This window comes from Nostoc parmelioides FACHB-3921 (assembly GCF_014696625.1).
In the GTDB taxonomy this organism is placed as follows: Bacteria; Cyanobacteriota; Cyanobacteriia; order Cyanobacteriales; family Nostocaceae; genus Trichormus; species Trichormus parmelioides.
In genome coordinates this window covers 124397-136912 of record NZ_JACJQL010000011.1, presented here as the reverse complement: position 1 = coordinate 136912, position 12516 = coordinate 124397, and the positions used below count along the sequence as shown (strand labels likewise).

Sequence of the window (12516 nt, the reverse complement as noted above, 5' to 3'; positions counted from 1 at the left end):
CCATCAACAATACTGACCTAACTTAGCCGCCAAATCTGCGGGATTGGTATGCTCATAATGTTCAAAGGGCTGATGAATCCAAGGATTATCTGGCAGATAATCGACGTAGTAATTGGGTTTAATCTCTGAACAAGCTTTATACCAAACTACTGCTGTGCGGATTTCCTCAATTGGGGAATCACTATATTGTTTCAGCCAAGGTATGGTTTCTTTGAGTGTGATTCCAGAGTCTACTAAGTCATCGACGAGGAGAATACGAGAACCTAAACTTTCAGTAGTCATTGTTAGATGACGAGAAACATTTAAATAACCTCTTTCTTGCTTACCTGCACCACTGTAGGAAGACGTAGCTAAAATTGCTAAAGGTTTGTCATAGATACGGGAAATTATGTCTCCCACTCGTAGTCCACCCCTGGCTAAACAGACGATTTGATTGAACTTCCAGCCAGATTGATAAATATGAGCAGCCAGTTGCTCAATTTTATAGTGATACTCTGACCAAGAAACGTAAAGGTCTGGCATAAGGTAAGTAGGTTTTAGGTGATACTAAAGGCGATCGCAATATTTTAATATGAGCGCAAGCCATTATGGAAAATAGCCAAAAATTAGATTTGAAAACCAAGCTGGCTTATGGTGCAGGTGATTTAGGCCCAGCAATTACCGCTAATATTTCTATATTCTTTTTATTAATTTTCTTTACTAACGTTGCTGGTATTCCGGCTGGTTTGGCGGGCAGTGTTTTAATGATTGGTAAAATTTGGGACGCTGTTAACGATCCTTTTGTGGGGGTATTGACGGATAAAACTAAATCTCGGCGGTGGGGTCGTCGTTTGCCTTGGATGCTTTACGGGGCAATTCCTTTTGGAATTTTCTTTTTCTTACAGTGGATTGTACCGCGATTTAGTAGCGACCAGGGTAGTAATGTCTGGGCGTTGTTTTGGTATTACGTAGTGATTGGGTTGATTTCCCAGGTGTTTTACACGGTCGTCAATCTGCCTTATACAGCGCTGACTCCAGAACTTACCCAAGATTATGACGAACGCACTAGCTTAAATAGTTTTCGCTTCGCCTTTTCTATTGGCGGCAGTATTTTATCTTTAATTTTATCTAAAGTTGTATTGTCGTTGATTAGCGATCGCCAGCAACAGTATATAGTTTTAGCGGCAATTTGCACCGTCATCTCGGTCATATCATTATATTGGTGCGTGTTTGGCGTGCGCGATCGCGTGCTGGCATTTGAAGCAAAACGCATTCAAATTGAGGAATCTGACTCTATTCCCTTTTTTGAGCAATTAAAAATTGTTTTCAGCAATCGCCCTTTTCTATTTGTAATTGGCATATATTTGTTTTCTTGGTTAGGAGTACAAATAACAGCCAGCATTATTCCCTACTTTGTCATCAATTGTATGTCTCTGCCTGAATCAGATGTACCCACAACGATGATTGCAGTACAGGGGACTGCTTTATTGATGTTATTTGTCTGGACGGCTTTAAGTAAAAAAATTGGCAAAAAACTTGTTTATTTCTCAGGAATGAGTTTGTGGATTATTGCAGCTGCTGGACTCTTTTTTTTACAGCCTGGCCAAATCAGTTTGATGTATGTTATGGCTATCATGGCGGGCGTGGGTGTATCCACAGCTTACTTAGTCCCCTGGTCAATGATTCCCGATGTCATTGAATTAGACGAACTGCAAACCGGACAACGGCGAGAAGGGATTTTTTACGGCTTCATGGTTTTATTGCAGAAATTTGGTTTAGCTTTCGGCTTATTTCTGGTGGGTAACGCCTTGCAAGCATCTGGTTTTAAAGAAGCTGTCGCTGGACAAACTACTCTACCAATACAACCAGAATCGGCTCTTTTCGCTATCCGCATTGCCGTTGGGCCTTTACCCACCATCTGTTTAATTTTTGGCTTAGTCTTAACTTATTTCTATCCCATTACCCGTGAAATGCACGCGGAAATTCTGCTAAAACTCAAAGAACGTCACAAGCAAAGAGAAACACACCAAGAGTGATAAGTATAGGACTTACCCATGAAAACGAAAGATCAAGGGTTTGGAGAAGGGTATAGGGGTATAGGGGTATACAAGTAATTATTTTATTCCCAGTACCCATTCTCGATGATTTTTATAATCAATACAACCTTTTGAACATCTATTGAGCATAATAAAAATAGTAAGTAGGGACTGACTAAATATGCTCAAAACCAGCAAATCAGCTATTGTGAAAAATTCTTGAGCGTCGAAAATGAATTAGAGATTAAAAGCCTTGGTATACCGTTCTTCTGGGGTTCACTGCATAAATCCTGACTGTCAACGTCCCTACCCCCAACCCTGGGGTAACAAATTTTGTAACAGCTGTGGGGCGGTGCTACAGTTGTTAGATCGTTATGTGCCTCTACAGACCTTGGGTGCGGGGGGATTCGCACAAATTTATACAGTTTGGGATGAGAAGACCCAAACGGAAAAAGTGCTAAAGGTGTTGATAGAAGATTCTCCCAAGGCGCTGGAATTATTTACGCAAGAGGCAGAAGTTTTAGTCAGGTTACGCCATCCTGGTGTCCCCAAAGTCGAAGCTGATGGTCATTTTCAAGTTAATTTATCCAATCCCAAGTCGCGCCAACTACCTTGTTTGGTAATGGAAAAAATTAACGGGCCGACTTTGGAGGAAATGTTAAATAAGTATCCCCAAGGGTGTCCAGAAAATTTGGTATTAAACTGGTTAACCCAAGCAATAAAAATCTTACAAGAATTACATAAGCATCAAATTATACATCGTGATATCAAGCCTTCCAATTTGATGTTACGTACTCCCTCACCTAGTGTCATTGCATCCTCAGGGGGAACAGGATGGGAACAATTAGTTTTAATTGATTTCGGTGGGGCAAAACAATTCAATACAGGAAGACAGCGCCAAGAATCAAGTTCTACAAGGTTATTTTCTTCTGGTTACAGTCCCCCAGAACAAGTGACGGGTGGACATATCGGGCCGAGTGTTGATTTTTATGCTCTCGGTCGTACGATGATTGAATTACTCACAGGTAAATATCCGCCAGAGTTGGAAGATCCCCAGACGGGGGTTTTGCAATGGCGTAATAGAGTGACTATCAGACCTGAGTTGGCAGATTTATTAGATGAGATGGTGCATGAGGATGTGCGATCGCGCCCAGCGAATGCTGCTATGATTCAAAAGCGGTTAACAAAAATTAACCAGCCCGCTTCAGGACAGAACAATTTTCAACAATTATTAACACAGGTTGTCAATCAACTAGCACTATTAAATCAATCGACAGAGCAAGTTTTCAGCAACTTGGGACAAACCTTAGGCAAAATCCTGCGGTGGATTGCACAGACAATAGTGCAGATCATCACAGCTTGTTTTTCCACCATTTGGGCAATGCTGTTAACCGGTCTTGGTGCAAGTGTAGGAACGATCGCTGGATTTATTTTGGCATATCGCACAAACTTAGGCGATCGCTTAATAGAATTTATTGCCAGTCAATTACCCGAATTAATACCTAACCCTGAATCAGGATTTGGTGCAGAAATCATCGTATTTGCGGCCGCAGGCTTAGGTACAGCCTGGGGACTGACAGCATCCGGATGTTTTGCCCAAAGACGGCGGTTTTTAGTCGCCTCATTCATGGGGATAATCAGCTACGCCTTTGGCTGGTTATTGTGGCAAATCATCACATCAACCGCAGATAGCGGTGAAGGTTTAGTAGGCGCAACCTCCATAGCCGTATTTTTACTAGCTCTAAGTATGAGTTTCCGTAGCCATCACATAGTTTATGCCATGATTGGCTCATTTGGAACAGCGATCGTTGTGGCAATTTTGATAGTTTTAGGTTTTCCCACCACCGTTTTACAATTTTCTAATCGTCACCTCTGGTCAGAATTATCCTTACCTATCATCTTCTTTAGCTCTATCGGTATTTTGATGAGCTTTTGGTTAGGCGTAAGCTACTACCTCATTGTGCCAGGATTGCGGTTTTTGGGTTGGCGTTGATTGTTAGGGGTTTAGAGGTTTAGGGGTGTAGGGGGAAATTTGACAACCGAAAATTGTACAGATGCGATTAATCGCGTCTCTAACAAACACAAATTAAGACCCCCTGACTGGTTATTTATATCTAGTCAGGGGGCTACTATAGGTGATAGACTATAATTGGTTCTGTATAGTTACTTACGACTCGATTCTAGAACCTTAACACCTATTTGACTACTGTAATTCCTCCTATTAATCGTATTTTCATAGGTTCTTCATCGCCACTTCATTCTCGTTGATTTACCTAGACAAACACATAAGTAAGGTAAGTTAGTCAGCCAAATCCTAAATTGTCATCCCCAACAACACCTAATACTAACTATTTCTCCCCAGTCCTCAGTCCAAGGCAAAAGTCAAAAGGCAAAAGTCAAAAGAAAAAATCTTTTACCTTTTCGCTTTTTTGTACCCAATCCCCAGTCCCCAGTCCCCAATCCCCAATCCCCAATCCCCTAACTTATGTTGCAATCCAGAACAGAAGTAACGCTCCTGGCCGTAGACTGACATCTAGATTGCATTCTCGAATAGAATATGTCACTTACTTCCATTCCCTCGCTACGTGAGCAACAACATCCCCTCATTCGCCAACTAGCTGACTGTATTGAAGAAGTTTGGCATCAGCACTTGGATTTGTCGCCTTACCATTTGCCTGCTGAGTTGGGGTATGTGGAAGGGAGACTAGAGGGTGAGAAACTGACGATTGAAAACCGTTGCTATCAAACACCCCAGTTTCGGAAGATGCACTTGGAATTAGCCAAGGTGGGAAATATGCTAGACATCCTGCACTGTGTGATGTTTCCCCGTCCAGAGTATGACCTACCGATGTTTGGCTGTGACTTGGTTGGGGGTAGGGGTCAAATTAGTGCAGCGATCGCTGACCTTTCTCCTGTACACTTAGACCGCACCTTACCCGAATCCTATAATTCGGCGCTGACAAGTCTCAATACACTAAATTTCTCTCAACCAAGAGAATTGCCAGAATGGGGAAATATCTTCTCCGATTTTTGCATTTTTGTGCGTCCGAGTTCGCCAGAAGAAGAGGCGATGTTTTTGGGACGGGTGCGGGAGTTTTTGCAAGTTCATTGTCAAGGTGCGATCGCTGCTAGTCCCGTTTCAGCAGAACAAAAACAGCAAATTTTGGCTGGACAACACAATTACTGTAGCAAACAGCAACAAAACGATAAAACTCGCCGGGTGTTAGAAAAAGCCTTTGGTGTGGATTGGGCAGAAAATTACATGACCACAGTGTTGTTTGATCTCCCAGAATAATTATGTTGAAGGAGAGAAGGGGAAATGATGATTTTTTCCCATCTCCCTTGTTTGGCTATGGGCAACATTCAATACTCAAGGAGAAAAAACCTGTGAGTCTTCCATATACTGGGGGTTGTCAATGTGGGCAGATTCGCTACGAAATTCGTGCTGAACCCCTAACTCTCTATGTGTGCCATTGTCAGGAATGTCAAAAACAATCCTCTAGTGCCTTCGGTATGTCACTGACCGTACCACGAGATGCTTTTGTGATTACTCAAGGACAACCAAAATGTTGGACTCGTAAAGCTGATAGCGGACGTGAAGTCAAAAACTGGTTCTGCGGTGACTGTGGAACACGATTATTTCATGAACGGACTTATAGCCCAAATACTATCAACGTCAAACCTGGAACCCTGGATGATACAACTTGGTTACGTCCAGTTGGTAATTTTTGGACACGTAACGCCCAACCGTGGGTCGTGATTTCTGATCAAATGCTCAACTACGATGGACAACCAGACGATGTGCATCTGTTATGGCAAAAATGGATACAACAGGGTTCTTAAATGTTCAATTTTACTCCCTGTGTTTTGGCGAGCGCTCGCCCATTACTCTCTTCAATCTCTCGCCCCTCATTTGTACAGTCTGTTACCTTTACCTGAAACAGATGAATGTAGAATTTACAAAACCAGCCTTTGAGGGAGTAAATAACCAAGTTTAGATAATAAAATACGTAGAGACAATTCTCACCACAGACTATTAAGAATCACTAATTATAAATTACGAATTAGTCTTGGAGAAATGTTATGTTATCGCACAAAATTTAACTGCATAAATTAGTTGTTGTGAAACTTTTGATAGAACCTCTTCAAAAAAACAAATAAAGTCATCTAAGTTGCAGAAAATCTTTTAAAGATTTGCCATAATGAAATCTATCTGCATACTCAGACTGACTAAATTCAGGAGTTATACCAATTCAAAATTAAGAAATCTGGATTTGGCAAGGGTTTCTAGGTTTAGATATGTTTCAAGATTTTGGTGAATTGGTATTCCCTACGGTTGGCGGAATGCCATTTCTATTTAGAAAAGCTACTGAGATAAATATTTATCAGGTATTCAAATTTAGTTAATACTCAACGTCAAGCCAATGTTGTTTTTCTTCAGAAACTAGTACATTGTGCTGGAAAAACATTTAATTGGTAAAGACTACAAAGTATAACAAAAAAAATTATTTGCTTCTACCTCCTGACTTCCTGTTATACCAATTTCCCAAAATTCAATAACATATTCAAATTTAGCAGCCATGAAAAAATCTAGCTTTTTGAATTTTGAATTTTGAATTTTGAATTTTGAATTTTGAATTGGTATTACTTTCATCAGCAAAATTCAGATAAACGGACAAAAAACCATGTCAAGGGTGACGGAAGAGCGTAGGTCAAGAGAGCAGCCACTTGATCTAGAACAACCTAAGATTTGGTGGGGTCTTGCTGTAGCCCTACCAGTAGCCGTGGCTGCGGGGTTACTAGCTACAGCTAAATTTGAGCAATTAAAAAGGCTAGGCCCATCCGTACCTGTTAAACCAGTCGTTACAAGTGTTAGTGCTGTGGGACGTTTAGAACCGCAAGGGGAAGTTATTAAACTTTCGGCTCCCGTGGGAGGAATGCAATCAGCATCACGAGTGAAACAACTCTTTGTAAAAGAGGGAGAACGTGTTAGGAAGGGTCAAATCATAGCAATTTTGGATAATCACGATACCCAACTTGCAGCCGTGGAAGAAGCGAAAGCCAAATTACTGGAATCTCGCGCTAACTTGGCTCAAGTCCGGGTTGGTTCCCCCAGGGATATCCAAGCGCAAACCGCCGTAATTGCGCGCTTACAGGCGCAGTTAGTAGGTGAAAGAGATGCTCAACAAGCAACTATTACGCGTATCGCATCCCAATTAAGTGCGGAAAAAGTAGCGCAACAAGCATTAGTTAACCGCTTAGAAGCAGAACTTGTAGGACAGCAAGACTCTTTAAGAGCCACACTGAACCGCATTAGAGCCGAGCAGCGTAACGCTCAAGTGGATGCGGGGCGCTACGATTTTCTCTACCGGGAAGGTGCTATTTCCCAGCAGGAGCGAGATAGAAGGCGATTAACTGCGACTACTGCTAATCAACAGGTAATTGAAAGTCAAGCCGCCTTGAGACAAGCGCTAGCCACTCTCAGACAGCAAGTTGCTGAGGCTAGAGCTAATCAGATGAAAACTCTAGCCAGTTTGCAACAGCAGTTAATCGAAGCGAGAGTAACCCGCGATAAAACCATAACTACATTACAAAGACAAATTGACGAAGAAAAAGCCAGGCTGAAAAGATTGGTGGAAGTGAGTCCTACTGATGTGCAGATGGCTCAAGCTCAAGTTAGTAATGCGATCGCCAACGTCAGAAGAGCCGAAGCCGAATTAAAATTAAGCTACATTCAAGCACCCTCGGCGGGTGAAATCTTAAAAATTTATAGCAAATCTGGAGAAGCCATCACCGCCGAAGGTATAGCCGAAATGGGAGAAACCGAGCAAATGATGATTATTGCTGAGGTTCCTGAAGATAGTATTGGTCGGGTACGCATAGGCCAAAATGTCACAGCCAGCAGCGATAACGGAGCCTTTAGCGACGAAATCAGAGGAACAGTCACCGAAATTGGCAGAAAAATTGGCAAAAAAGATGTCTTAAATACAGATCCAGCAGCTGATGTTGATGCCAGAGTTGTTGAGGTCAAAATTGCCTTATCACCGGAAGATAGTCAAAAAGTTTCTGGTTTAACCTACGCCAAGGTAGTGGTTGACATTAATAAATAATCAATTTTCTGTTGATGAGAAAATCCAAATAATTACGGGAATGAATCGTAAAAGAATCCCTCTATCTTGGTTACAATTAACGCGAGAAAAAACTCGCCTAGCCGTTGCCCTCGCGGGAATTGCCTTTGCTGATATTCTCATGTTTATGCAAATCGGTTTCCGCGATGCTCTTTACTATAGTAACGTTCGCTTACATACAAGTTTACAAGGCGATATTGTTTTAATTAATAAACAATCTAACGCCGTATTAGCAATGAAACCCTTTTCACAACGGCGCTTGTATAAGTCTTTAGAGCTACCATCAGTCCAATCAGTACATCCTATTTATTTGGATTACTCTATTTGGAAAAATCCCTATACTGGTCTAACCCGTAGTATTTTGGTTTTTGGAATCAATCCAGAAACTAATATATTTAATTTAGCAGGAGTCCAGGAGAATTTAGATAAGCTCAAACTACCTGATGCTGTTTTATTCGACCGTTCTTCTAGACCCGAATATGGGCCGATCGCCAAGAATTTTGAGCAAGGTCAGAGTATTTCGGCAGAAGTACGCCGTAGACGCATAAATGTTGTTGGTCTTTTTACATTGGGCGCATCTTTTGGTGCAGATGGTAATTTAGTTACTAGCGATGTTAACTTTTTGCGGCTATTTCCTCTCCGTCGCCAAGGCTTAATTGATATTGGCTTAGTTAGATTGAAACCAGGGGTAAATCCAAATACTGCCGTTCAAGAATTACGGAGTTATTTACCTGACGATATCAACGTACTAACTAAACAAGAATTTATTGATTTTGAGCGTAATTATTGGGCAAGTAGTACAGCTATTGGCTTTATTTTTACCTTAGGAACAATCATGGGTTTTATTGTTGGTACGGTAATTGTTTATCAAATTCTCTATACAGAAGTTGCTGATCATTTATCTGAATACGCTACTTTAAAAGCAATAGGATATACCCAAAAATATCTATTAGGTGTAATTTTACAAGAAGCATTACTATTAGCTTGCTTAGGTTATTTGCCTGGGTGGGTTTTTGCTATGTTTCTATATCAAACTGCTAGACAAGCTACATTGTTGCCTGTATTCATGAGCTATGATCGCGCTATTACAGTGCTGATTCTCACAATGATTATGTGTTTTGTTTCCGGCTCGATCGCTGTACGCAAACTACGTTCCGCCGACCCGGCAGATATTTTCTAGAAGTATGAATCAATTCAAAATTCAAAATTCAAAATTCAAAATTAAAGACAGCCACCCACAAGAGATGGGGTTTCTAGTTACCTTGGGAAACAAGGATTTTTTGCCCACTAGGGGCAAGATTTTAAACCTAGCTTTTTCCTATAAATTAAAAATTAAGCATGAAGAATGTTTCAATACAAAATTTTATAACTTTAGTACTAAAAAATTTATATTATAATTTTGAATTTTGAATCATAAATTAGCTAACCCAAATATCATGAGACAAGAAGCTGTAATTGCCATTAAAAGCCTCAATCATTACTATGGTAAAGGCGCGCTCAAAAGGCAGATTTTATTTGATATAAACCTAGAAATTTACCCTGGGGAAATTGTGATTATGACCGGGCCATCAGGTTCAGGTAAAACTACATTACTCAGCTTGATTGGTGGTTTGCGGTCGGTACAAGAAGGAAATCTGCAATTTTTAGGTGTTGAGTTGTCAGGTGCTAGCCAGAATAAACTGGTGCAGATTCGCCGCAGTATTGGTTATATTTTTCAGGCTCACAACTTGCTAGGGTTTTTAACTGCAAGGCAAAATGTGCAGATGGCGGTGGAATTGAACGAGCATATTTCCCAAGAAGAAGCGATCGCCAAAGCAGAAGCCATGCTGAAAGCCGTAGGTCTAGAAAACCGCGTTGATTACTACCCAGACAATCTTTCTGGGGGACAAAAACAAAGAGTAGCGATCGCCCGCGCCCTAGTGAATAATCCGCCATTAGTACTAGCAGACGAACCAACCGCCGCCTTAGATAAACAGTCGGGACGCGATGTCGTGGAAATCATGCAGCGTCTCGCTAAAGACCAAGGTACTTCCATTTTGTTAGTGACCCACGATAACCGCATTCTCGACATCGCCGATCGCATCGTCGAAATGGAAGATGGTATATTAGCTCGTGATTCCCAAACAGCGATTGTCAGTTATGATGCTGGTGCTTGGAGTGAAACCCCTTAAGTATAAATTTTGCATTTATTTTACACCAGGTTGCTTCTGTGGTGTGGAGGCGTTTGCTTGACGACTGGTACGGAAAGTTACATTTACACCATCATTCGATTGCTCTAAGACTAATAAGGGAGTTGGTTTAGCCTTTTGATCCCAGTGCATATGAGCAATCCGACCTTGAATAGTTGGTTGCCATGTATCTTCATCATCCATTGGACTGAGATAAGTTTCAATACAGTCAATAATTTGGCTAATAGTCGTAGAAGTTGCCTGTGTTGGTAACTTCATTAAGCGAACTTGGATGCGAAATAGTACTCGTTTAGCTACGTTGGGGGGAGTACCAGTTTCATATTCGACATCAAAAATTTCATCAACTTGTCGTCCAGTGGTGTTGGCAATACCCACAGTCCCTTGTTGGGATTGATTGGGACGCAAAGCTTGAGATATTTTATCTTTAATTCTAATTTTTACTTGATTGAGAATAGCAAAATGGAATACTTCCTCTGACATCCGCATCCGCAGATAATCGAGGTTAAAGTCCCGCGAATTCACCAAGTCGGGATTGGTTTCCATTTTACGAATCGTTTCGAGAGCGAGTTTAAATTTTTTCTCTAGTTCTTTAGCACGAAATTTTTCAAACTTCAGTTTTTTCTCCAGTTGCTTCATCTGGAGCCTACCATAAACTACCAAAGCAATCACTGCTAAAAGTAATCCCCCAGAGGTAGCAAGCAAAACAGGTGAGATTTGCGACTCGGCTGCTGGTTTTTGCTGGATTACTTTTTTTGTTTTGGGCGGTGGGGATTGGGCAAGGAGTATTGAAGTTAGCATAGTGAGTAAACAGAAAAGTTTGACTACTTAGTGTTAGGATGCCCAAATTTATGCTTGTGCATTGCTGTATTATTGGTATTTTTTACAGCTTCTCTCAAACCGCATATGTACATAAATCCCCATGTTGGTGCTGGACATTCTCCAAATCTGCAAAGACTTTCCCAAAATGCTATGGCTGAATTGAGCCATGTCCGCCTCATTGCTACAGATATGGATGGTACTCTAACTCAGCAAGGAAGATTTTCTGCGGCTTTGTTGCAGAACTTAGAAGATTTAAGGGTTGCGGGGTTGACAGTATTGATTGTCACCGGACGTTCAGCCGGTTGGGTGAGTGGAATTAGTAGCTTGATGCCAGTTGCGGGGGCGATAGGGGAAAATGGGGGTTTGTTCTATCCTGCTGAAAGTGAGCATCCATTACTATTAACACCCATTGCCGATTTAACTGAACATAGACAGAACTTAGCTTTAGTTTTTCAAGAATTAAAACAGAAATTTCCCCAAATTCAAGAATCGGGGGATAATCGCTTTCGCGTTACCGATTGGACATTTGATGTATCTGACTTGACTGTAGAGGAACTACAAATTATAGCCAATCTCTGTCAAGACATGGGTTGGGGGTTTACTTACAGCAACGTCCAGTGTCATATCAAACCACAAGGACAGGAAAAAGCGATCGCCTTATTACAAGTTTTACAAAAATATTTTCCCGATTATTCCCCAACTCAGGTTGTAACTGTTGGTGATAGCCCTAATGATGAAAGTTTATTTAATCGGCGCTATTTCCCTCTTTCTGTCGGTGTGGCGAATGTGTTGAAATATGCAGACCAATTACAGCATCAACCCAGTTACGTCACGACTGCGGCTGAGGGGGAAGGATTTTGTGAGTTATCTAGTTATATTTTGAGGAAGGGCGAATAAGGATTACCAATTACCAAATTATGCAAGACTCAGCATTTACCATTTTTATAGCTTTCGGCTGTATTTGGATACTCATAGGCGCAGTTGGTCTAATTGCTGTTGTGAAGTCGGAAGGTCAAAAACTGCGCTTTGATAAATGGGGACTGATAGTGTTAATCCCGATTATTGTGCCAATAGTGGTAGTCCTTCTGTATCAAGTGCTAAGACCGTTGTTTCGGTGAAGATGAAGCAGTTATTCTGGAGCCAGGAATGATACTTGTTCGACAGCTAACCCTCAAGCTTGGACAACCTGCTTTCTAGTTAAACCTATTTTGCAACCATTAGGGTACAGCATTATCCTGCCTACCATTACGCCCTCATAACCTTGCAAAGCCAAAATTCTCATACCATCAATCCCAGAAATATTGGGAAATCTCTACTTAAAACAGTACTATTGTTCTACTATAACCATAGTAAAAATAGTATTAT

General features: G+C 41.2%; 12 protein-coding genes. 9 read left to right on the top strand and 3 right to left on the bottom strand.

Annotation, left to right across the window (positions count from 1 at the left end):
* Positions 1 to 3: 3 nt before the first annotated feature.
* A complete protein-coding gene (locus H6G14_RS10335; protein WP_010997847.1) occupies positions 4 to 522 on the bottom strand; it encodes a phosphoribosyltransferase in 519 nt (172 codons plus the stop codon).
* A gap of 65 nt (positions 523 to 587) precedes the next feature.
* Here H6G14_RS10335 and H6G14_RS10330 point away from each other — a divergent pair, with 65 nt between their 5' ends.
* The 4 genes from H6G14_RS10330 to H6G14_RS10315 all read left to right on the top strand — a co-directional run bounded on the left by H6G14_RS10330 (position 588) and on the right by H6G14_RS10315 (position 5858).
* Complete coding sequence (locus tag H6G14_RS10330) at positions 588 to 2015, top strand: MFS transporter (RefSeq protein WP_190567351.1); 1428 nt, start codon at positions 588 to 590, stop codon at positions 2013 to 2015.
* Between the two features lie 253 nt (positions 2016 to 2268).
* Positions 2269 to 4008: a protein kinase domain-containing protein gene (locus H6G14_RS10325; RefSeq protein ID WP_199326115.1), complete on the top strand. Its 1740-nt coding sequence runs from the start codon at positions 2269 to 2271 to the stop codon at positions 4006 to 4008.
* Positions 4009 to 4572: 564 nt separating this feature from the next.
* On the top strand, positions 4573 to 5310 hold the full coding sequence (locus H6G14_RS10320; RefSeq protein WP_010997850.1) for a phycocyanobilin:ferredoxin oxidoreductase: 738 nt from the start codon (positions 4573 to 4575) through the stop codon (positions 5308 to 5310).
* Positions 5311 to 5312: 2 nt separating this feature from the next.
* Positions 5313 to 5858, top strand: coding sequence for a GFA family protein (locus H6G14_RS10315; protein WP_199326114.1), 546 nt, complete (start codon positions 5313 to 5315; stop codon positions 5856 to 5858).
* Positions 5859 to 6498: 640 nt separating this feature from the next.
* Here H6G14_RS10315 and H6G14_RS10310 read toward each other — a convergent pair.
* Entirely contained in the window at positions 6499 to 6669 is a 171-nt protein-coding gene (locus tag H6G14_RS10310) for a hypothetical protein (RefSeq protein WP_190567350.1), read from the bottom strand.
* Positions 6670 to 6700: 31 nt separating this feature from the next.
* Between H6G14_RS10310 and H6G14_RS10305 the strand changes: the two genes are divergently transcribed.
* From H6G14_RS10305 to H6G14_RS10295, 3 genes are all read left to right on the top strand, one after another.
* Entirely contained in the window at positions 6701 to 8125 is a 1425-nt protein-coding gene (locus H6G14_RS10305) for an HlyD family efflux transporter periplasmic adaptor subunit (RefSeq protein ID WP_190567349.1), read from the top strand.
* Between the two features lie 40 nt (positions 8126 to 8165).
* Positions 8166 to 9323: an ABC transporter permease DevC gene (gene devC / locus H6G14_RS10300; protein ID WP_190567348.1), complete on the top strand. Its 1158-nt coding sequence runs from the start codon at positions 8166 to 8168 to the stop codon at positions 9321 to 9323.
* 256 nt (positions 9324 to 9579) lie between these two features.
* Positions 9580 to 10314, top strand: a complete 735-nt coding sequence (locus H6G14_RS10295; protein WP_190567347.1) for a DevA family ABC transporter ATP-binding protein — start codon at positions 9580 to 9582, stop codon at positions 10312 to 10314.
* A 15-nt stretch (positions 10315 to 10329) separates the two neighbouring features.
* Here the strand turns inward: H6G14_RS10295 and H6G14_RS10290 are convergent, their stop codons facing one another.
* On the bottom strand, positions 10330 to 11130 hold the full coding sequence (locus tag H6G14_RS10290; RefSeq protein ID WP_190567346.1) for a hypothetical protein: 801 nt from the start codon (positions 11128 to 11130) through the stop codon (positions 10330 to 10332).
* A gap of 105 nt (positions 11131 to 11235) precedes the next feature.
* Here H6G14_RS10290 and H6G14_RS10285 point away from each other — a divergent pair, with 105 nt between their 5' ends.
* Positions 11236 to 12048, top strand: a complete 813-nt coding sequence (locus tag H6G14_RS10285; RefSeq protein ID WP_190567345.1) for an HAD family hydrolase — start codon at positions 11236 to 11238, stop codon at positions 12046 to 12048.
* Positions 12049 to 12068: 20 nt separating this feature from the next.
* The gene (locus H6G14_RS33350; RefSeq protein ID WP_041456305.1) at positions 12069 to 12269 is read left to right on the top strand and encodes a hypothetical protein; all 201 of its coding nucleotides are present in this window, start codon (positions 12069 to 12071) and stop codon (positions 12267 to 12269) included.
* Positions 12270 to 12516 lie beyond the last annotated feature (247 nt).

Coding starts and splice junctions, on each gene's coding strand:
- H6G14_RS10335 (WP_010997847.1), bottom strand. CDS start 522: ATGCCAGACCTTTACGTTTCTTGGTCAGAGTATCACTATAAAATTGAG.
- H6G14_RS10330 (WP_190567351.1), top strand. CDS start 588: ATGGAAAATAGCCAAAAATTAGATTTGAAAACCAAGCTGGCTTATGGT.
- H6G14_RS10320 (WP_010997850.1), top strand. CDS start 4,573: ATGTCACTTACTTCCATTCCCTCGCTACGTGAGCAACAACATCCCCTC.
- H6G14_RS10315 (WP_199326114.1), top strand. CDS start 5,313: ATGTTGAAGGAGAGAAGGGGAAATGATGATTTTTTCCCATCTCCCTTG.
- H6G14_RS10310 (WP_190567350.1), bottom strand. CDS start 6,669: ATGAAAGTAATACCAATTCAAAATTCAAAATTCAAAATTCAAAATTCA.
- H6G14_RS10305 (WP_190567349.1), top strand. CDS start 6,701: ATGTCAAGGGTGACGGAAGAGCGTAGGTCAAGAGAGCAGCCACTTGAT.
- devC (WP_190567348.1), top strand. CDS start 8,166: ATGAATCGTAAAAGAATCCCTCTATCTTGGTTACAATTAACGCGAGAA.
- H6G14_RS10295 (WP_190567347.1), top strand. CDS start 9,580: ATGAGACAAGAAGCTGTAATTGCCATTAAAAGCCTCAATCATTACTAT.
- H6G14_RS10290 (WP_190567346.1), bottom strand. CDS start 11,130: ATGCTAACTTCAATACTCCTTGCCCAATCCCCACCGCCCAAAACAAAA.
- H6G14_RS10285 (WP_190567345.1), top strand. CDS start 11,236: ATGTACATAAATCCCCATGTTGGTGCTGGACATTCTCCAAATCTGCAA.
- H6G14_RS33350 (WP_041456305.1), top strand. CDS start 12,069: ATGCAAGACTCAGCATTTACCATTTTTATAGCTTTCGGCTGTATTTGG.